Source organism: Pseudomonas sp. B21-010, assembly GCF_024749325.1.
Classification (GTDB): Bacteria; Pseudomonadota; Gammaproteobacteria; order Pseudomonadales; family Pseudomonadaceae; genus Aquipseudomonas; species Aquipseudomonas kilonensis.
This window is the reverse complement of the sequence record NZ_CP087198.1, coordinates 5,432,501-5,452,361: the sequence shown is the minus strand read 5'-3', so window position 1 is coordinate 5,452,361 and position 19,861 is coordinate 5,432,501. Positions and strand designations below refer to the sequence as shown.

19 protein-coding genes, 1 rRNA gene and 1 pseudogene (1 of these 21 only partly in view) are annotated in these 19,861 nt (G+C 60.7%); 16 read left to right on the top strand and 5 right to left on the bottom strand.

Going from position 1 to position 19,861, the window contains the following annotated elements:
* The first annotated feature begins 279 nt into the window (after nucleotides 1-279).
* Nucleotides 280-1,452 carry a pyridoxal phosphate-dependent aminotransferase gene (locus LOY50_RS24290; RefSeq protein ID WP_014340235.1) on the top strand — a complete coding sequence of 391 codons (1,173 nt, stop codon included), beginning with the start codon at nucleotides 280-282 and terminating at the stop codon, nucleotides 1,450-1,452.
* Entirely contained in the window at nucleotides 1,452-2,207 is a 756-nt protein-coding gene (gene sfsA, locus LOY50_RS24285; RefSeq protein ID WP_214512625.1) for a DNA/RNA nuclease SfsA, read from the top strand. Before LOY50_RS24290 ends, sfsA begins: the two co-directional genes overlap by 1 nt.
* Here the strand turns inward: sfsA and LOY50_RS24280 are convergent.
* Nucleotides 2,163-2,480 (bottom strand): Rieske (2Fe-2S) protein, encoded by a 318-nt coding sequence (locus LOY50_RS24280; RefSeq protein WP_258689386.1) that lies wholly within the window; start codon nucleotides 2,478-2,480, stop codon nucleotides 2,163-2,165. The genes sfsA and LOY50_RS24280 overlap by 45 nt on opposite strands.
* A 244-nt stretch (nucleotides 2,481-2,724) precedes the next feature.
* On the opposite strand from LOY50_RS24280, the pseudogene LOY50_RS28995 reads away from it, so the two are divergent.
* The 4 genes and pseudogenes from LOY50_RS28995 to LOY50_RS24260 all read left to right on the top strand — a co-directional run.
* A pseudogene (locus LOY50_RS28995) lies at nucleotides 2,725-2,919 on the top strand (hemin ABC transporter substrate-binding protein); the annotation flags it as partial.
* 92 nt (nucleotides 2,920-3,011) lie between these two features.
* The gene (locus LOY50_RS24270) at nucleotides 3,012-3,995 is read left to right on the top strand and encodes an iron ABC transporter permease (RefSeq protein ID WP_258691272.1); all 984 of its coding nucleotides are present in this window, start codon (nucleotides 3,012-3,014) and stop codon (nucleotides 3,993-3,995) included.
* Complete coding sequence (locus LOY50_RS24265; protein WP_258689383.1) at nucleotides 3,995-4,762, top strand: heme ABC transporter ATP-binding protein; 768 nt, start codon at nucleotides 3,995-3,997, stop codon at nucleotides 4,760-4,762. The genes LOY50_RS24270 and LOY50_RS24265 overlap by 1 nt, the downstream gene beginning before the upstream one ends.
* 16 nt (nucleotides 4,763-4,778) lie before the next feature.
* The gene (locus LOY50_RS24260) at nucleotides 4,779-5,633 is read left to right on the top strand and encodes a ChaN family lipoprotein (protein ID WP_258689381.1); all 855 of its coding nucleotides are present in this window, start codon (nucleotides 4,779-4,781) and stop codon (nucleotides 5,631-5,633) included.
* Between the two features lie 223 nt (nucleotides 5,634-5,856).
* Here the strand turns inward: LOY50_RS24260 and LOY50_RS24255 are convergent, their stop codons facing one another.
* The 3 genes from LOY50_RS24255 to LOY50_RS24245 all read right to left on the bottom strand — a co-directional run bounded on the left by LOY50_RS24255 (nucleotide 5,857) and on the right by LOY50_RS24245 (nucleotide 8,347).
* A complete protein-coding gene (locus LOY50_RS24255; RefSeq protein ID WP_214512629.1) occupies nucleotides 5,857-6,129 on the bottom strand; it encodes a TfoX/Sxy family protein in 273 nt (90 codons plus the stop codon).
* A 232-nt stretch (nucleotides 6,130-6,361) separates the two neighbouring features.
* Entirely contained in the window at nucleotides 6,362-6,703 is a 342-nt protein-coding gene (locus LOY50_RS24250; protein ID WP_072411725.1) for a pentapeptide repeat-containing protein, read from the bottom strand.
* 87 nt (nucleotides 6,704-6,790) lie between these two features.
* Nucleotides 6,791-8,347 (bottom strand): bifunctional aminoglycoside phosphotransferase/ATP-binding protein, encoded by a 1,557-nt coding sequence (locus LOY50_RS24245; RefSeq protein ID WP_258689380.1) that lies wholly within the window; start codon nucleotides 8,345-8,347, stop codon nucleotides 6,791-6,793.
* A gap of 119 nt (nucleotides 8,348-8,466) precedes the next feature.
* Between LOY50_RS24245 and mrcB the strand changes: the two genes are divergently transcribed.
* The 3 genes from mrcB to LOY50_RS24230 are packed head-to-tail and all read left to right on the top strand — an operon-like array spanning nucleotide 8,467 to nucleotide 11,850.
* Nucleotides 8,467-10,785 carry a penicillin-binding protein 1B gene (gene mrcB, locus LOY50_RS24240; RefSeq protein ID WP_214512631.1) on the top strand — a complete coding sequence of 773 codons (2,319 nt, stop codon included), beginning with the start codon at nucleotides 8,467-8,469 and terminating at the stop codon, nucleotides 10,783-10,785.
* Nucleotides 10,786-10,801: 16 nt separating this feature from the next.
* The gene (locus LOY50_RS24235; protein WP_214512632.1) at nucleotides 10,802-11,521 is read left to right on the top strand and encodes a M48 family metallopeptidase; all 720 of its coding nucleotides are present in this window, start codon (nucleotides 10,802-10,804) and stop codon (nucleotides 11,519-11,521) included.
* A complete protein-coding gene (locus LOY50_RS24230; protein WP_003205615.1) occupies nucleotides 11,521-11,850 on the top strand; it encodes a YqcC family protein in 330 nt (109 codons plus the stop codon). Before LOY50_RS24235 ends, LOY50_RS24230 begins: the two co-directional genes overlap by 1 nt.
* A 6-nt stretch (nucleotides 11,851-11,856) precedes the next feature.
* Here the strand turns inward: LOY50_RS24230 and LOY50_RS24225 are convergent, their stop codons facing one another.
* Entirely contained in the window at nucleotides 11,857-12,279 is a 423-nt protein-coding gene (locus LOY50_RS24225; RefSeq protein WP_024618735.1) for a DUF4124 domain-containing protein, read from the bottom strand.
* A gap of 402 nt (nucleotides 12,280-12,681) precedes the next feature.
* Between LOY50_RS24225 and LOY50_RS24220 the strand changes: the two genes are divergently transcribed.
* From LOY50_RS24220 to LOY50_RS24190, 7 genes are all read left to right on the top strand, one after another.
* Complete coding sequence (locus tag LOY50_RS24220) at nucleotides 12,682-14,406, top strand: acetolactate synthase 3 large subunit (protein WP_253478285.1); 1,725 nt, start codon at nucleotides 12,682-12,684, stop codon at nucleotides 14,404-14,406.
* Nucleotides 14,407-14,408: 2 nt separating this feature from the next.
* On the top strand, nucleotides 14,409-14,900 hold the full coding sequence (ilvN, locus tag LOY50_RS24215; RefSeq protein ID WP_003205610.1) for an acetolactate synthase small subunit: 492 nt from the start codon (nucleotides 14,409-14,411) through the stop codon (nucleotides 14,898-14,900).
* Between the two features lie 45 nt (nucleotides 14,901-14,945).
* Nucleotides 14,946-15,962: a ketol-acid reductoisomerase gene (gene ilvC / locus LOY50_RS24210; protein WP_003185459.1), complete on the top strand. Its 1,017-nt coding sequence runs from the start codon at nucleotides 14,946-14,948 to the stop codon at nucleotides 15,960-15,962.
* Between the two features lie 144 nt (nucleotides 15,963-16,106).
* Complete coding sequence (gene pssA, locus LOY50_RS24205) at nucleotides 16,107-16,952, top strand: CDP-diacylglycerol--serine O-phosphatidyltransferase (RefSeq protein ID WP_212798970.1); 846 nt, start codon at nucleotides 16,107-16,109, stop codon at nucleotides 16,950-16,952.
* Nucleotides 16,953-17,027: 75 nt separating this feature from the next.
* A complete protein-coding gene (gene msrP / locus LOY50_RS24200) occupies nucleotides 17,028-18,041 on the top strand; it encodes a protein-methionine-sulfoxide reductase catalytic subunit MsrP (protein ID WP_253478283.1) in 1,014 nt (337 codons plus the stop codon).
* The gene (gene msrQ / locus LOY50_RS24195; protein WP_258689379.1) at nucleotides 18,041-18,661 is read left to right on the top strand and encodes a protein-methionine-sulfoxide reductase heme-binding subunit MsrQ; all 621 of its coding nucleotides are present in this window, start codon (nucleotides 18,041-18,043) and stop codon (nucleotides 18,659-18,661) included. Before msrP ends, msrQ begins: the two co-directional genes overlap by 1 nt.
* A 542-nt stretch (nucleotides 18,662-19,203) precedes the next feature.
* Nucleotides 19,204-19,861 (top strand): 16S ribosomal RNA (locus LOY50_RS24190) (it continues 879 nt past the right edge of the window).

Sequence of the window (19,861 nt, the reverse complement as noted above, 5' to 3'; positions counted from 1 at the left end):
CCGGCCCTGCGGCTGCAAGCGGGCGAACTTACCAGATCAAATCGGGCCGCGCTACTCCCGGTTGTCGAGCCTGCGGCGGCCGGGGCTTGTAAAACGTGACCGGGTTCGCTTCGGTGGGGATTTAAACCTGCTCAATGCTTGATTCTAGTCAAGCCTGGGCCAATCGCGGGAGTCATTTCCTGCAATCCGAGGGCTCAGACCGCTTTGGGTTCGCGCTCGTTCCCGCAGTTGTTCCGGACTTGGGTAGAATCGGTTCTTTTTCCCCCTGAAGGAAGGCCAATGGCTCAGCCCTACAGTGCGCGCAGCCGCGCCATCGAACCTTTCCATGTGATGGCGTTGCTGGCCCGTGCCAACGAACTGCAGGCCGCCGGGCATGACGTCATCCACCTGGAGATCGGCGAACCGGACTTCACCACCGCCGAGCCAATCATCCAGGCCGGCCAGGCCGCGCTGGCGGCGGGCAAGACCCGTTACACCGCGGCCCGTGGCATTCCAGAACTGCGCGAGGCCATCGCCGGTTTCTACGGCCAGCGTTATGGGGTGGAGATTGACCCGCGGCGCATCCTCGTGACCCCGGGCGGGTCTGGCGCGCTGTTGCTGGCCAGCGCCTTGCTGGTGGACCCCGGCAAGCACTGGCTGCTGGCCGACCCCGGTTATCCGTGCAACCGGCATTTCCTGCGCCTGGTCGAAGGGGCGGCGCAATTGGTGCCGGTGGGGCCCGAGGTGCGTTACCAATTGACGCCAGACCTGGTGAACCGCCATTGGGACCAGGACAGCGTCGGTGCGTTGGTGGCCTCACCGGCCAACCCGACCGGGACGATTCTCACCCGGGACGAGCTGGCGGGGCTGTCCAAGGCCATCAAGGGCCATAACGGCCATCTGGTGGTGGACGAGATCTATCATGGCCTGACCTACGGCACCGACGCCGCCAGCGTGCTGGAAGTCGATGACGACGCCTTTGTCCTTAACAGTTTCTCCAAGTATTTCGGCATGACCGGCTGGCGACTTGGCTGGCTGGTGGCCCCTTCGGCGGCTGTCGGCGAGCTGGAAAAGCTCGCGCAAAACCTCTACATCAGTGCGCCGAGCATGGCCCAGTACGCCGCACTGGCCTGTTTCGAGCCCGCGACCATCGAGATCTTCGAGCAGCGGCGGGCCGAGTTTGCACGGCGCCGTGACTTTCTACTGCCGGCACTGCGTGAGTTGGGCTTCGGTATTGCGGTGGAGCCGGAAGGGGCGTTTTACCTCTACGCCGATATCAGTGCGTTCGGCGGCGATGCCTTTGCGTTCTGCCAGCACTTCCTGGAAACCGAACACGTGGCCTTCACGCCGGGCCTGGATTTCGGTCGTCATCAGGCCGGCCATCATGTGCGTTTCGCCTACACCCAGAGCCTGCCGCGGCTACAGGAAGCGGTGGCACGAATCGAACGCGGACTACGGAGCTGGCAAGGCTGATGCATTTTTCCCCTGCGTTGGAAGAAGGTCGCTTGATTCGACGTTACAAGCGTTTTCTCGCCGATATCGAAACCGTTCATGGCGAACTGCTCACTATTCACTGCCCTAACACCGGCTCGATGCTCAATTGCATGGCTGAAGGTGCGCGTGTCTGGTTCAGTCGCTCCAGCGACCCCAAGCGCAAGTTGCCCGGCACCTGGGAAATCGGCGAGACCCCTCAAGGGCGGCTCGCCTGCATCAATACCGCGCGGGCCAATGCGTTGATCGAAGAAGCCTTGCGCGCCGGGGTCATCAGTGAACTGAACGGGTTTACCGGGCTCAAGCGTGAAGTGGCTTATGGGGTGGAAAACAGCCGTATCGATTTTCGCCTGGACTACGACCGAGGCTCGGCCTGGGTCGAAGTCAAAAGTGTCACGCTGGGGTTCGATGGCACGAATGTGGCGGCGTTTCCCGATGCGGTGACCCTGCGCGGGGCCAAGCATCTGAGGGAACTCGCTTGCCTGGCCCGGGAAGGTGTGCGGGCGGTACAGCTGTATTGTGTGAACCTGAGCGGCATCGAAGCGGTGCGCCCGGCAGAGGAAATCGATCCGGTGTACGCCGCTGCCCTGCGTGATGCGGTGGCGGCGGGTGTGGAGGTGCTGGCCTACGGGGTCACGCTGACGCCCGAGCAGATGTGGGTGGACCGTGCGTTGCCGGTATTGCTCGAACCGCTACAACTTGATCCAGATGCCTTGCTCGTCCTCCCGGCTGTCTAGGGCTACCAGGAACTGACCGGCGCAGGGGCCCGCCACGCATTCGCCGCTCTCGATCAAAAACAGCGCGCCGTGGGTGGCGCACTGGATCAGGCTGGCGCTGGCGTCGAGGAACTGGTCGGGTTGCCATTCCAGCGGCACGCCCCGGTGCGGGCAGCGGTTGAGATAGGCATACACCTGGCCGGCGCGTCGCACGGCCAGTACTTTGCGTCCATCGAGGTCGAAACCGCGACTGCCGTTGTCGGGCAATTGGGCGGCGGTACAGAGAAACTTCATGTGTGTCCTTGGTAAAAAACTGTGGGAGCGAGCTTGCTCGCGATGAAGGCGACACATTCAACATCTCCGTGACTGACACGCCGCTATCGCGAGCAAGCTCGCTCCCACAAGGTTTCGTGTGGCAAAAGGTTCACGCTTGACGGTCAAATGAACACAATTATCAAATGGCGCCTTCTTCACAGGTGGCTGAGGATACTTGGCCATGCCCGGTCCTGTGAAAAACTTCTTTGAGGAAAGCTGCCCGATGCGCCTGAACATCCGCGTTGCTGCGCTCTGTGTCGCACTGTTGCTCAACCAGGGGGCCAGCGCGGCCCAATTGCCGCAGCGCTGGGTCAGTGCCGGCGGCGCCGTGTCGGAGTGGGTCGGTGCGCTGGGGGGCGAGTCGACGCTGTTGGTAGGCGGATTGGGCCCGCGGTTGCCACAAAGCCTGGTGACGATGACAGCAGGCTTCTATCCGGTTGCGTCGGCCACGGCGCCATGACCTCGTTGATCAAGCCACGCACCTTGTTCATCGGCCTGGGCCTGCTGTGTCTGCTGGCAACCTGGCTGTCCCTGGCCCTGGGGCCGGTGAGCTTGCCGCTGCTCGACACCTTGCGCGCCGCCTTGCGCCTGTTGGGCTTGCCGGTGGCCGCCGACGGCCTGGAGCAGGCCGAACTGATCCTCGGCCAGATCCGTTTGCCGCGCACCTTGCTGGGGTTGGCGGTGGGCGGAGTGTTGGCGTTGTCCGGTGTGGCGATGCAGGGACTGTTTCGCAACCCACTGGCGGACCCGGGGCTGGTGGGCGTGTCCAGCGGTGCGGCGCTGGGCGCCGCGTTCGCCATTGTCGGTGGCTCGGCGCTGGGTGGGTGGCCCGAAGCCTTTGGCCCCTACGTGCTTTCGTTGTGTGCATTCCTTGGCGGGCTCGGCGTTACGGCGCTGGTCTATCGTCTCGGACGACGCAACGGCCAGACCCATGTCGCAACCATGCTCCTGGCCGGTATTGCCCTGACCGCACTGTCCGGTTCGGCCGTCGGTCTGTTCACCTACCTGGCGGATGACGCGACCCTGCGCACCCTGACGTTCTGGAACCTGGGCAGTCTCAACGGCGCGAGCTATGCGCGGTTGTGGCCGCTGTTGCTGGTCAGCACCGGCGTGGCGCTCTGGCTGCCACGCCGGGCCCGGGAGCTCAATGCGCTGTTGCTGGGGGAGTCCGAGGCTGCCCACCTGGGCGTTAACGTCGAAAGCCTCAAGCGTGAACTGGTGTTTTGTACGGCCTTGGGGGTTGGCGCTGCGGTGGCGGCTGCGGGCATGATTGGCTTCGTCGGGCTGGTAGTGCCGCATCTGGTGCGGCTGGTGGCCGGCCCCGACCACCGGGTGTTGCTGCCTGCTTCGGTGTTGGCGGGCGCAAGCCTGCTGTTGTTCGCCGATCTGATGGCGCGCCTGGCACTGGCCCCTGCGGAATTGCCGATCGGCATTGTCACGGCCTTCATCGGCGCGCCGTTCTTCCTTTATCTATTGGTGCGAGGGCGCTCCTGATGCTGCGAGCGCAGAACCTGCACATTCAACGTGGCCGCAAGACGGTGCTGGCGGACGTCGATCTCGCGCTCAACCCTGGCGAAGTACTCGGAGTGCTTGGGCCCAACGGCGCAGGTAAAAGTACTTTGCTGGCGGGCCTGTGCGGCGAATTGCGCCCGGCCCAGGGGCAGGTCTGGCTCGATGATCGGCCACTCGCCCAGTGGCAGGGTGCCGAGCGCGCCCGGCGCCTGGCGGTCTTGCCGCAGTCCTCGACCCTGGATTTCGCCTTCCGTGTCGAGGAGGTCGTCGGCATGGGGCGCCTGCCGCACCAGAGTGGTCGAGTGCGCGACGAGCAAATCGTCGCCTTGGCGCTGCAAGCGGCAGACGCCGCGCATCTGCACGGTCGCAGTTACCTGGCGTTGTCCGGCGGCGAACGTCAGCGGGTGCACCTGGCGCGGGTGTTGGCGCAGTTGTGGCCGGGTGAAGCGGGGCAAACCCTGTTGCTGGACGAGCCGACCTCGATGCTTGATCCGCTGCACCAGCACACCATCCTCCAGGCGGTGCGTGAGTTCGCCAGTCGCGGCGCTGCCGTGCTGGTGATCCTGCATGACCTGAACCTGGCGGCGCGTTACTGTGATCGCCTGTTACTGCTCGCGTCCGGTCGGCCGGTGGCCCTGGACACGCCCCGGCACGTCCTGCGCCCGGAACCGCTCAAGGCGGTGTTTGGCCTGGACGTGCTGGTGCAAGACCATCCGGAGCGCGGGCATCCATTGATCATTGCCCGCTGAGGGCGCCCTGGAGGATATGGCCGTGCGCCTGCTCCTGATTCTGGCATTGAGTGTACTGACGGCGTGTCAGAGCATCGCACCGCCCCCACTCGGCGGACGAATCCGTGATTTGCACAATGGCCAGGCCGTGACACCCCAGGCATTGGTCGAACGCTTGGCAACGGCGCCTCGGGTGGTGGTGGGGGAGCGGCACGACAATCGCGATCACCACGCACTGCAGGCCTGGCTGCTCCAGGCCCTGGCCGGGCAGCGGGCCCAGGGCAGCCTGTTGCTGGAAATGCTCACCCCCACCCAGCAGCCACGCGTTGATTCGGTCCGCCAGCTACCCGCCTTGCCGAAGGACCTGCCCGGCGCACTGGACTGGTCGCCCGGCTGGGATTGGAGCCTGTATGGCCCCGTCGTCGAGTTCGTCCTGGCGCAACGCTATCCGTTGCTGGCCGCCAATCTGGACGCCGCCGAGATCCAGCGTTTCTATCGACAAGCCCCCAGCTTGATGGGCACTCGCTCCAATGCAGCCACTGTGAAGGACGCGTTGTTGGGGCAAATCCGTGAATCCCACTGCGGTTTGCTGCCCGAGTCGCAAATGCCAGCGATGCTGGCCGTGCAGCAGCAGCGTGACCGACGCATGACCGAACGCCTGCTGCAAGCGCCGACACCGGCACTGCTGTTCGCCGGTGCCTGGCATGCGCGAAAGGATGTCGGCGTGCCGCTGCATGCGCTGGATCTTGGCGCGAGCGAGGCACCGGTCGTCCTGATGCTGGCCGAGGAGGGCAGCGAGGTGACGTCGGCCATGGCGGATTACGTGTGGTACACGCCGGCCATGCCGCCACAGGATTACTGTGCGCAGATGCGCGAACACGCCGGGAAGTGATTTTCTACAGGCAAAAAAAGACCCGGCAAAAGCCGGGTCAAATAACCGTGATTAGCCTGATGAGGAGATATCTGAGAGTCCGAACCAAGGGCTGTTCAAATATCGACCAGTCTCGCGACTGGATGTGGTAATCATATCGATTCTCATTACCATGTCAAACATTGTTTTGCGATTCGCCGAAATAACCTCGCGGCCAGGGTTCGCGCTGGAAACGAAAGGGGCGTCAGGGCTTATGGCGCGTTGAAATGGCGTCCAGCTGTTTATTCAGGGCTTCTTTGCGCTCGGCGGGGATGTCATTCCAATGCACATCCATCAACGCGCCCTCGATGGCGTACAGCAACACCTTGGAGGCCCGGAAGCCCCGAGTGCGCACGGCGCGATAGGCGTCCACCGCGCCAAGCCGGCGTAGATCCGAGGCACTGTGAATGCCCACGGCGTGCAGCCACTGGGCTGATGTCTTGCCCAGATTCTTCAGGTGTTGCAGTTCATCATTCATCGAGCCTCCTTGCGATGGCCGATTGGTGCAGTGGGCAAGCTTCTGAGCAGTGTAGCGGTCAGTAGGAAAAGCGTGATTGTTTGGTCGGATTCGACGCAAAAGCTTCTAAGGCATTACGCACGATGGGGTGGGAAAAGGCTGCAAACTACATGCTCCAGCGCAAGCGGGGGCGCTGGAGATCCGTTTCAGTCTGTGGCAGGTCCGCTCGCTGGCCGACCCGCTTCAAACAGGTTCAGCGAGTGCGGTAGCGCAACCGGGTGCCGAAGTTCATCGACATCAGGATCTCGTCCGCAGACAGCTCCGGCGGGAAGTAGGCACCGGAGATTTGCGCGTGGGCCAGGCTCGCGCCTTCCAGTGACGACTTGCGAAAATCGATGCCACGCAGATCGGCGGAGCGGAAGTAGGCGTCGCTGAAATCAACGTCGTCCGCGTTCAGTTCCCGCAGATCAAGGCCTCGAAAATCGCCGCCGCGCATGTCGACTGGACCTTGTGGGCGTTCGCTGTTGAACCCGGCGATATCGTCTTTGCGCAGCAGGGCATAAAGCGGGGTAGTGAGAAGCTTGGGGAGACTCATTTCATATCACCTGTTGGTTTTATGACGCCAGTATAGTGCCACTATTTGACGGCCGTGAAGCCGGGCATCGCTTCACGGCCGAAATAGTTACAGGCTTGGCAGGCGTTGACGGATCTGCGCGACCACGATGTCGAGTGTGCCGCTTTCGTTGGTTTGGACCCGTTTGCTGCAGAGAATTTCCGCCGGGGTCAGGGCTTCGCGACTGGATTGTTGTGCGGCAATGACCGCCAGATTCGCATCGGAGGGGTCTTTCTGGTCGGCCTGACGTTGTGCCAGGCGGCTTTCGATGACCGCTTGCGGCGCATCGCAGTCGAGAATCAGGAACGGAGCGCCGGTGGCCTCGGCGACTTTTGCCGCGGCGTCGCGCTGATCGTGCTTGAGGTAGGTGGCATCGATCACGACCGGGAAGCCGGCGCGCAGGATCGCCGCGGCGATTTCATGCAGGCGGGCGTAGGTGGCGCTGCTGGCGTCGCTGCTATAGATGCCGGCCTGTGGATCGTTGGGGACCTGTTGCTGGCCGAACAGGCGCTTGCGCTCCACGTCCGAACGCAGGCGAATGGCACCCAGTGCCTCGACCAGGCGCATTGCGACATGGCTTTTGCCGACAGCCGAAACACCGTGGGTGATGGCCAGGAAAGGCGAAGGAATGGTGCTGTAGCTTTCGGCCAGGTTGGCGTAGTTGCGGTATTGGCGCAGGGTGGTGGCGCGCTGTACCGGATCGGCTTCGGCCGGCATGCTGAACAGCGCGACTTTGGCCCGGACGAGGGCGCGGTAGGCTTTATAGAAGTTCAGCAGCTCCAGGCCCTGGTAGTCACCGGTCAGTTCCAGGTACTGGCTGACGAAGCGCCGTGCCAGCGATTTCAGGCCGCGGTCTTCCAGGTCCATCGCCAGGAACGCAGTGTCGGCGTAGACGTCGGTGAAACGGAACGGTTCGTTGAACTCGATGCAATCGAAAATCACCACCTTGCCGTCGATCACGGTGGCGTTGCCCAGGTGGATATCACCGTGGCATTCGCGGATGAAACCTTCGGCCTTGCGTTGGGTGAACAGCGGCTTGAGGCGTTCGAAACTGCTTTCGGCCCAGGCTTGCAGGGCTTCGAGTTGCAACAGGTCGGCCTTGTCGCTGAGGAACGGGCGGATCTGTTCGAAGTTCTGCAGCACTGGTGCCATCACGCTTTGCGGGGTACCAGCGTCGTTGTCAGCTGGTACCTTGGGCGTGGAGAGGTGGAACTGGGCGATCTGCGCGGCCATCTCGTCGATGTGCGCGGTGGTCAGTTCGCCGTTGGCTTGCAACGTGCTGAGCAGTTCGCTCTGCGGGAACTGACGCATCTTCAGGGCGTACTCGATGGCCGGGCCGTCGCCACCCAGCTGTGGCGCTTCGGCGCTGCCGGTAATCGGCAGGACGTCCAGGTACAGGTCCTGGGTCAGGCGTTGGTTGAGGCGCAACTCCTCACCACAGAAGTGCTTTCGCGCCTCGAGGCTGGTGAAGTCGAGGAAGCCGAAGTTGACCGGTTTTTTGAATTTGTAGGCGTATGGCCCAGTGAGCAATACCCAGGAAATGTGGGTCTCGATGACCTGGAACCCTTCGACGGGATGCGGGTAGAGGGCCGGGTTTTGCAGGGCAGTGATCAGGGATTGGCTCACGGGCGGTCCTTCATAGACTGGGAAAATTCAAGGCCGTCATTATGGCCGCAAGCCGCGCTAACGCAAACCGCGTGGAGGGCTCATGTTGAACCGAGGCAAAGTGCGTATAATCCGCCGCCATGACTCGTACCCGATCCCCCCGTACCCCCAAGAAACCACCCGCCAGCCGCCTGCGGCCCTGGCTGGGCTGGGCCCTTAAACTCAGCCTGGTGGGCCTCGTCGTGCTCGCCGGTTTTGCGGTCTATCTCGATGCCGTGGTCCAGGAGAAGTTCTCCGGCAAGCGCTGGACCATTCCGGCCAAGGTCTATGCCCGGCCGTTGGAGCTGTTCGTCGGACAGAAGCTGAGCAAGGATGATTTCCTGACCGAGCTCGATGCCTTGGGTTATCGCCGTGAAAGCGTGGCCAATGGCCCGGGTGCGGCCTCGGTCAATGGCAATACCATCGACCTCAATACCCGTGGCTTCCAGTTCTATGAGGGCATGGAGCAGGCGCAACCGGTGCGGGTGCGCTTTTCCGGCGATTATGTCGCTGCGCTGACCGGCGCCAACAACGCAAGCCTGTCGGTGGTGCGCCTTGAGCCGCTGCTCATTGGTGGCCTGTACCCCAAGAACCTCGAAGACCGGATCCTGATCAAGATCGACCAGGTGCCGCCGTTCCTGCTCGATACGCTGATCGCCGTCGAAGATCGCGACTTCTACCATCACTTCGGCGTCTCGCCCAAGTCGATTGCCCGGGCCATCTGGGTCAATACCTCCTCGGGCCACATGCGCCAGGGCGGCAGTACGCTGACCCAACAGTTGGTCAAGAACTTCTACCTGACCAACGAACGCAGCCTGACCCGCAAGCTCACCGAAGCCATGATGGCGTTGTTGCTGGAGCTGCACTACGACAAGCCGGAGATCCTGGAGGCGTACCTCAACGAGGTATTTATCGGCCAGGACGGTCAGCGGGCGGTGCACGGTTTCGGCCTCGCCAGCCAGTTCTTCTTCAGCCAACCGCTGTCCGAGCTCAAGTTGCATCAGGTGGCGTTGTTGGTGGGCATGGTCAAGGGACCGTCTTCCTATAACCCGCGTCGTAATCCGGAACGCGCCCTCGAACGGCGCAACCTGGTGCTCGACCTGCTGCAACAACAGGGTGTGGCGACGGCCGAGCAAGTCGAGGCGGCGAAAAAGATGCCGTTGGGCGTGACCAAGCGTGGCAGCCTGGCAGACAGTTCGTTCCCCGGCTTCATGGACCTGGTCAAGCGTCAGCTGCGGGAAGACTACCGCGACGAAGACTTGACCGAAGAAGGCCTGCGCATCTTCACCAGTTTCGACCCGATCCTGCAGATGAAGGCCGAAGCCTCGGTCGAGGACACCTTCAAGCGACTGGGTGGGCGCAAGGGCGCCGACGAAGTCGAAGCGGCCATGGTGGTGACCAACCCGGAAACCGGCGAAGTCCAGGCCATGATCGGCAGCCGGCAGGCCAGTTTCGCCGGTTTCAACCGGGCGCTGGATGCGGTGCGCCCGATTGGCTCGCTGATCAAGCCGGCGGTTTACCTCACCGCCCTGGAAAAGCCGAGCCAATACACGCTGACCAGTTGGTTGTCGGACGAGACGTTCTCCGTCAAGGGTGCCGATGGCCAGGTCTGGAAACCGCAGAACTATGATCGACGCTCCCATGGCACGGTGTTCCTGTACCAGGGGCTGGCGCATTCCTACAACCTGTCGACGGCTCGCCTCGGGCTTGAAGTCGGCGTCCCGAACGTACTCAAGACCTTGGCGCGCCTGGGGGTGAGTCGCGAACTCCCGGCGTTCCCATCGATGTTGTTGGGCGCCGGTGGCCTTACGCCGATCGAAGTGGCGGCCATGTACCAGACGCTGGCCAACGGCGGTTTCAATACGCCGATGCGCGGGATCCGCAGCGTGCTGACCGCCGATGGCGAGCCGCTCAAGCGTTATCCATTCCAGATCCAGCAGCGTTTCGATCCAGCCTCCATTTACCTGATCCAGAGCGCGATGCAGCGAGTCATGCGTGAAGGCACCGGCAGTTCGGTCTATAACGTGCTGCCTCGGACCCTGACCCTGGCGGGTAAGACCGGCACCAGTAACGACTCGCGCGACAGCTGGTTTGCCGGTTTCAGCCAGGACCTGCTGGCAGTGGTCTGGCTCGGACGTGATGACAACGGCAAGACCCCGTTCACCGGTGCCACCGGTGCGCTGCAGGTCTGGACCAGTTTCATGCGCAAGGCCGACCCGTTGCCGCTGGACATGCCGCAACCGGACAACATCGTCCAGGCGTGGGTCGATTCGCGCACGGGGCAAGGCTCCGATGCCAATTGCCCGGGCGCTGTGCAGATGCCGTATATTCGCGGTAGCGAACCGCCACCCGGTGCTGCCTGTGGCGGCACGAATCCCGCCGAATCGGTGATGGATTGGGTCAAGGACTGGATGAATTAAGCAAAGAGGGTTTCAAGTGAACAAGTGGTTGATTCCAGCGGTAACGGCCGTGGCTTTGCTCAGTGGTTGCTCTACCGTACAACGTGGTTCGATTCCGGTCGTTGACTCCGGCACCGCTGTTTCCAACAGTGAGCGGGTTTCTGCCAACGGCGGTTTCCGTCAGACGACGGTGAAGCGGCCGGCGCAGGGTCAGGTCCAGGCAATCCCGCAGGGCGACACCGGTGTTGTCGTGATGGTGCCAGGTGGCGGCGCGACGACCTCGGCGCCGATCAGCAGCACACCGATCACGCCGGGCCCGATCACCCCCGGGCCAATCGAAACCTCGCCGATCGATCAGGGCAGCTACAGCATGCCTTCGACGCCGAGCAGTATCCCGTCGGCAGGCGCCGGTGGCCTGTCCGCCGATGAACAGCTCGACGGCCCGGTGCTGGCCCTGCTGACCACCGCGCAACAACAACAGGCCGGCGGTGACCTCAACGGTGCGTCTTCCAGCCTGGAGCGTGCCCAACGTGTCGCGCCGCGCGAACCTCAGGTGCTTTATCGCCTGGCCCAGGTGCGCATGGCCCAAGGCGATGCGCCGCAAGCCGAACAGCTGGCCCGTCGTGGCCTGACATTCTCCAGTGGTCGTCCGGCGCTTCAGGCCAGCCTGTGGGGATTGATCGCCCAGGCCCGTGAGAAACAGGGCGATTCCGCTGGCGCGGCATTGGCCCGTCAGAAGGCCAAGGTTTCGCTCTGATGGATACGCGTTTTCCTCAGATCGCCGATCAGTTGCTGTTGATCGAGCGGGAACTGCGGGTCCAGGGCTGGTGGAGCGATGTGTCGCCTTCGGCGCAGGCGCTGGCCAGTGTCGAGCCGTTCGCGGTCGACACCCTGGATTTCGAGCAATGGCTGCAATGGATTTTCCTGCCCAGGATGAAAGCCATCCTGGAAAACGACCTGCCGCTGCCCAACGCCTCGGGCATCCTTGCCATGGCCGAGATGGTCTATGCCCAGCGGCCAGGGCAGGGCATCGAGTTGCAGCGGCTGCTGGCGCAGTTCGATCAGTTGATCAGCAACGCCGGCTGACCGCCATTACTGACAGTTCTCCTCGATTTGCTTGCGGGTCTCGTCGATCCGCAGGCGCCGCTCCTCATCGGTGAGGCGGCGCATTTCCCCCTCCACGTCTTCCCGCACCCTGGGATTGTTCTGCAATTGCGCCAGGTTGGTCCGGGCCTGTTCGCAGAACGCCTTGAGTTGGGCTTCCTGCTCGGCAATCTGTTTCTTGACCTGTTGGTCGATGGCCTTTTGGTCGCCAATGACTCCGCCAGACGGCGGTGCCGCCGGTTTGGCGGGCGGCGGGGCGGACTTGATCACGGTCGTGGCCTCCGTGCCTTCGGGCGGCTGGGCGCCGAAGTGGGTAACGCCCTGGGCGTCCACCCATTTGTAGACCTGACCGGCCATGCACATCGGGCTCAGGCCAACCAGCAGGCTGGCCGTCAAGAAAATCATTCGCATGCTGTTTCCTTGTCATGGGTTGCGCAATTGAAGCTAACACAGTTGCCGTTTAAAGGTTTTTTCTTGCGTTCTCATGCGCTTACTTCGAATAAAGCACATAGACGACTTGACTTGAAGGAGGCGAAACAGAAGAATCCAAAGTCCGCTGTAGAGGGACTGCCAGAAGCAGGCCCACTCAGCAGATCATGAGGCGCACATCCGCGCCGACCTGTTACACCCGCAACGCGTTACCTCGCGCTGGGTGGGAAAGGCCCGCAACACTTGGGACGATCCCAATACTTGCTCAGTCAGTGCTGACGTAGTCGGCGACCACCGTCGCTCATGCTCTGCCGAGAAGTAAACCTATTAAGACCCGTCCCCTTTTTTGTGGGTCGGTATTCTGGCGTTTTAGAGGTGAACAACGTGGAGCTTTTATCTGGCGGTGAGATGCTCGTCCGCTTTTTGCGTGACGAAGGCGTCAAATATATCTACGGGTACCCCGGTGGTGCTCTTCTTCATGTCTATGATGCCCTGTTCAAAGAACCGGAAGTGACCCACATCCTGGTTCGTCACGAGCAGGCGGCCACGCATATGGCTGACGGCTATGCCCGTGCCACCGGCAAGGCCGGCGTGGTACTGGTGACTTCTGGTCCAGGCGCCACGAACGCCATCACCGGTATCGCCACCGCGTACATGGACTCCATTCCGATGGTGATCATTTCCGGCCAGGTGCCCAGCACCCTGGTGGGGACCGATGCATTCCAGGAAACCGACATGATCGGTATCTCCCGGCCAATCGTGAAGCACAGCTTCATGATCAAGCATGCGTCGGAGATCCCGGAAGTCATGAAGAAGGCCTTCTACCTGGCTGAATCCGGTCGTCCGGGCCCGGTCGTGGTCGATATTCCGAAGGACATGACCAATCCGGCCGAGAAGTTCGAATACATCTTCCCGAAAAAAGCCAAGCTGCGTTCCTACAGCCCGGCCGTACGCGGCCACTCCGGGCAAATCCGCAAGGCAGCCGAAATGCTCCTGGCGGCCAAGCGCCCGGTGCTGTACTCCGGTGGTGGCGTGATCCTCGGCGGTGGCTCCGCGCCGCTGACCGAACTGGCGAAAATGCTTAACCTGCCGGTCACCAATACGCTGATGGGCCTGGGTGCGTTCCCTGGCACCGACCGTCAGTTCATCGGTATGCTCGGCATGCACGGCAGCTACACCGCCAACCTGGCGATGCACCACGCCGATGTCATCCTGGCGGTCGGCGCACGTTTCGACGACCGCGTCATCAATGGTCCGGCGAAATTCTGCCCGAACGCCAAGATCATCCACATCGATATCGACCCAGCGTCCATCTCCAAGACCATCAAGGCAGACGTGCCGATTGTCGGTCCTGTAGAGAGCGTGCTGACCGAAATGGTCGCCATCCTCAAGGAAATCGGCGAGGTTCCAAACAAGGAGTCCGTGGCCAGCTGGTGGAAGCAGGTTGATGAATGGCGCGGCGATCGTGGCCTGTTCCCTTATGACAAGGGTGACGGCAGTGTGATCAAGCCGCAGACCGTGATCGAAACCCTGTGCGAAGTGACCAAGGGCGATGCCTTTGTGACCTCCGACGTGGGCCAGCACCAGATGTTCGCTGCGCAGTACTACAAGTTCGACAAACCCAATCGCTGGATCAACTCCGGCGGCCTGGGCACCATGGGCTTCGGTTTCCCGGCGGCCATGGGCATCAAGTTGAGCTTCCCAGAGGCTGATGTCGCCTGCGTCACGGGCGAAGGCAGCATCCAGATGAACATCCAGGAACTGTCCACCTGCCTGCAATACGGTTTGCCGGTAAAGATCGTGATCCTGAACAACGGCGTGTTGGGGATGGTTCGCCAGTGGCAGGATATGAGCTACGGCAGCCGTCACTCGCACTCGTACATGGAATCGTTGCCTGATTTCGTCAAGCTGGCAGAGGCCTACGGTCACGTTGGCGTGCGCATCACCGAATCGAAGGATTTGAAGTCGAAGATGGAGGAAGCGTTCGCCATGAAGGATCGCCTGGTGGTGATCGATATTGCGGTCGACACCAGCGAGCACGTCTACCCGATGCAGATCAAAGACGGCTCCATGCGCGATATGTGGCTGAGCAAGACGGAGCGTACCTAATCATGCGACATATTATTTCCCTGCTTCTGGAAAACGAACCGGGTGCGCTGTCTCGTGTAGTGGGCCTGTTCTCACAGCGCAACTACAACATCGAAAGCCTGACCGTGGCGCCAACCGAAGACCCGACCCTGTCGCGTCTGACGCTGACCACCGTAGGGCACGATGAAATCATCGAGCAGATCACCAAGAACCTGAACAAGCTGATCGAGGTGGTCAAGCTGGTGGACCTGTCGGAAAGCGCTCACATCGAGCGTGAACTGATGCTGGTCAAGGTCAAGGCCACCGGCGCCCAGCGCGCCGAGATCAAACGCACTACCGATATTTATCGTGGGCAGATCGTCGATGTCAGCGCCAGCGTCTATACCGTTCAGTTGACCGGTACCAGCGACAAGCTCGACAGCTTCATTCAATCGATCGGCACTGCCTCGATTCTGGAAACCGTACGCAGTGGTGTCACCGGGATTGCCCGTGGCGACAAAGTACTGAGCATCTAAACCAAATTAGCGAATGGCCTGAACGGCCGGATATAGGGGAAATTCATGAAAGTTTTCTACGATAAAGACTGCGACCTGTCGATCATCCAGGGCAAGAAAGTCGCCATCATCGGCTACGGCTCCCAAGGTCACGCCCAGGCGTGCAACCTGAAAGATTCCGGCGTTGACGTGACTGTCGGCCTGCGTAAAGGCTCGGCCACCGTTGCCAAGGCCGAGGCCCATGGCCTGAAAGTGACCGACGTGGCTTCTGCCGTTGCTGCGGCCGACCTGGTCATGATCCTGACCCCGGACGAGTTCCAATCGGCGCTGTACAAGAACGAAATCGAACCGAACATCAAGAAAGGCGCCACCCTGGCCTTCTCCCACGGCTTCGCGATCCACTACAACCAGGTTGTGCCACGTGCCGACCTCGACGTGATCATGATCGCGCCGAAGGCCCCGGGTCACACCGTGCGTTCCGAGTTCGTGAAAGGCGGCGGTATCCCTGACCTGATCGCGATCTACCAGGATGCGTCCGGCAACGCCAAGAACGTGGCCCTGTCCTACGCTGCTGGCGTGGGTGGCGGTCGTACCGGCATCATCGAAACCACCTTCAAGGACGAGACTGAAACCGACCTGTTCGGCGAGCAAGCCGTTCTTTGCGGCGGTACCGTCGAGCTGGTCAAGGCCGGTTTCGAAACCCTGGTTGAAGCTGGCTACGCGCCAGAAATGGCCTACTTCGAATGCCTGCACGAACTGAAGCTGATCGTTGACCTCATGTACGAAGGCGGTATCGCCAACATGAACTACTCGATCTCCAACAACGCCGAATACGGCGAGTACGTGACCGGTCCGGAAGTCATCAACGCCGAATCCCGTCAGGCCATGCGCAACGCCCTGAAACGTATTCAGGATGGCGAATACGCCAAGATGTTCATCAGCGAAGGCGCTACCGGCTATCCTTCGATGACCGCCAAGCGTCGCAACAACGCCGCTCACGGTATCGAAATCATCGGCGAGCAACTGCGCTCGATGATGCCGTGGATCGGTGCCAACAAGATCGTCGACAAAGCCAAGAACTAAGTCGCGAACTTGATCGAAAAACGCGGCCTCGGCCGCGTTTTTTCGTTTGGGCGGTGGCTTCTGGTATAAAGCTGCATCGTTTGCGGCCGAACCGTCGTCCCAGACATCTGTCGAATTTTTTCACACCGTTGCAAGGTATTGTCCATGAGCGAACGTCCCGACGAGCCAAACCAGGCTCCTGACGCCGAAAGCCTGTTGCCCATCGATGAGCACGTCGAAGAAGGCCATGACGCTGAAGGCCGTAAGGTCCGGCATCGTGGCATCTATCTGTTGCCGAACCTGTTCACCACCGCGAACCTGTTCGCCGGTTTCTATTCCATCATCAACTCCATGAGTGCCCAGGCTGCCTTGAGCGCTGGGGATAGCGCAGGGGCGAGCCGTTACTTCGCGTTCGCCGCCATTGCGATCTTCGTCGCCATGGTGCTCGATGGCCTTGACGGGCGTGTGGCCCGCATGACCAATACCCAGAGTGCGTTTGGCGCCGAGTATGATTCACTGTCCGACATGGTCGCCTTTGGCGTGGCTCCCGCCTTGCTGGCGTTCGGCTGGGCACTGGGAGACATGGGCAAGGTCGGCTGGATGGTTGCCTTTATCTATGTGGCGGGGGCGGCGTTGCGCCTGGCTCGTTTCAACACCCAGGTTGGCAAGGCTGACAAGCGTTACTTCATCGGCCTGGCCAGTCCGGCCGCGGCGGGTGTCGTGGCAGGTGTTGTCTGGGCATTCAGCGACTACGGCATCCAGGGGTCGAAAATGTCGTTCCTGGTGGCGTTGCTGGTTGCGGCGGCCGGGATGTTGATGGTCAGCAACATCAAGTACAACAGCTTCAAGGAGCTCGACCTGAAGGGCCGTGTGCCGTTCGTGGCGATTCTGGCGGTGGTGCTGGTGTTCGCAGTGGTGTTCAGTGATCCGCCGCGTATCCTGTTGTTGGTGTTCCTGGGCTATGCCGCCTCCGGACCGGTGCAATACTTGTTGCGCCTTCGTCGACGCTAAACGTTGCCTTAATGTAATTTCCCCCATACTCCGCAGTCTATTGGTGCACCTGCCCTCCAATACTGCGGAGTTGTCATGCTGATCAAGATCCCCAAGTCGTCCGACTGCCGTGAATCGGACGTCACGCCCGAATCCCTCTATCTATCCCGTCGGCAAATGCTCGGTGCAACCCTGGCTGGCCTCGCCGTCAGCAGCTTGCCTCAATGGGCCAGTGCTGCCGATGCGGCGCGTTATGCCGATGTCGAGCCCGGCAAGGCGCCGTCCTGGTTTGCCGAGAAACTGCCTTCAGTCCAATGGGGCGCGGTCACGGTCAAGAATGAGCCCATCACGCCGTTCAAGGACGCGACCCATTACAACAACTTCTATGAGTTCGGAACCGACAAGGGAGACCCGGCAGCCAATGCTGGGTCGTTGAAGACCGAACCCTGGAGCGTGGTCGTGGACGGGGAGGTGGGCAAGCCAGGACGCTACGGGTTGGAAGACTTCATGAGGCCTTATCAACTGGAAGAACGTATCTATCGATTGCGCTGTGTCGAGGCCTGGTCGATGGTCATTCCGTGGATTGGCTTCCCCATCTCTGCATTGCTCAAGCAGGTCGAGCCGACCTCCAAGGCCAAGTACATCCGCTTCGAAACCCTGCAGGATCCCAAGGTCATGCCGGGGCAGCGTTCCGGTTTCGCCTTGATCGACTGGCCGTATGTCGAAGGCTTGCGATTGGATGAGGCCATGAGCCCGTTGGCCATCCTGGCGGTGGGAATGTACGGGCGGGAGTTGCCGAACCAGAACGGCGCGCCGCTGCGGTTGGTGGTCCCATGGAAATACGGTTTCAAAAGTGTGAAGTCCATCGTGCGTATCAGTCTGGTGAGTGAGCAGCCGAAGACGACTTGGCAGAGCATCGCGTCTGACGAATACGGTTTCTATGCCAACGTCAATCCGACGGTCGATCATCCGCGGTGGACCCAGGCGCATGAGCGTCGTTTACCAAGCGGGCTGTTCAGTCCCAATGTTCGCGATACGTTGATGTTCAACGGCTATCAGGATGAAGTCGCTTCTTTATATGCAGGGATGGACCTGAGGAAGGATTACTGATGCGTTTTCCAGTCTGGCGAGTCGGCATCTTCATCGCGGCGGCGGTCTGGCCCTTGTTCTGGCTTTACGAAGCCTTGATGAACTCGCTGGGTCCTGACCCGGGCAAGGTGCTGGTGGATCGGCTCGGGTTGGGCACGTTGATCCTGTTGTTGATCACCTTGAGCATGACGCCGCTGCAAAGGCTGACGGGATGGGCGGGGTGGATTGCGGTCAGGCGGCAGTTGGGGTTGTGGTGCTTTACTTATGTGGTGCTGCATTTGAGTGGGTATGCGGCCTTCATATTGGGGTTCGACTGGTCGCAGCTGGGCGTCGAGTTGAGCAAGCGGCCTTACATTATTGTCGGGGCGCTTGGATTTCTCGGTCTGCTGGCGCTGGCGGTTACATCCAATCGCTACAGTCAGCGGCGGCTTGGCGTGCGTTGGAAGAAATTGCATCGCCTGGTTTATCTGATCCTGGGGCTTGGGTTGCTGCATATGCTGTGGATCGTGCGGGCAGATCTGAAGGAGTGGGCGATATACGCCTTTATAGGGGCTGTACTGTTGATGCTAAGAGTCCCGCCGGTTATGCGCCGGATCCCGCGTTTGCTGGGTGGGAAAGTCCCTTCTGCAACAAAAGCGTAATTAAGTGTTGACGGCAGATTCTGGAAGTCTATAATTCGCCCCACTTCCGGCGCAGTCGAAACGGAAAACTCCTTGAGATTCAATGAGTTAAGTAGGTTTCGAAGGTGTTGGGCTTCAGTTCATCGAGGCCCGGAAGGAGCAGGTAGAGCGGTGTTGTTTGGCTCTATCGGCGGTTCGATCTTCTCGGTCGAAAGCGGTGAAAAAGAGGTGTTGACAGCAGCGAGTAACGCTGTAGAATTCGCCTCCCGCTAACGAGAGATCGGAAGCGCAAGTGGTTGAAGTTGCAAAGGAAACTTTGAAAACTTCTGAAAATAACCGCTTGACAGATACACGGGGCGCTGTAGAATGCGCGCCTCGGTTGAGACGAAAGACTCAGCCAACCGCTCTTTAACAACTGAATCAAGCAATTCGTGTGGGTGCTTGTGGAGTCAGACTGCTAGTCAACAGATTATCAGCATCACAAGTTACTCCGCGAGAAATCAAAGATGTAACCAACGATTGCTGAGCCAAGTTTAGGGTTTTCTCAAAACCCAAAGATGTTTGAACTGAAGAGTTTGATCATGGCTCAGATTGAACGCTGGCGGCAGGCCTAACACATGCAAGTCGAGCGGTAGAGAGGTGCTTGCACCTCTTGAGAGCGGCGGACGGGTGAGTAATGCCTAGGAATCTGCCTGGTAGTGGGGGATAACGCTCGGAAACGGACGCTAATACCGCATACGTCCTACGGGAGAAAGCAGGGGACCTTCGGGCCTTGCGCTATCAGATGAGCCTAGGTCGGATTAGCTAGTTGGTGGGGTAATGGCTCACCAAGGCGACGATCCGTAACTGGTCTGAGAGGATGATCAGTCACACTGGAACTGAGACACGGTCCAGACTCCTACGGGAGGCAGCAGTGGGGAATATTGGACAATGGGCGAAAGCCTGATCCAGCCATGCCGCGTGTGTGAAGAAGGTCTTCGGATTGTAAAGCACTTTAAGTTGGGAGGAAGGGCATTAACCTAATACGTTAGTGTTTTGACGTTACCGACAGAATAAGCACCGGCTAACTCTGTGCCAGCAGCCGCGGTAATACAGAGGGTGCAAGCGTTAATCGGAATTACTGGGCGTAAAGCGCGCGTAGGTGGTTCGTTAAGTTGGATGTGAAATCCCCGGGCTCAACCTGGGAACTGCATTCAAAACTGTCGAGCTAGAGTATGGTAG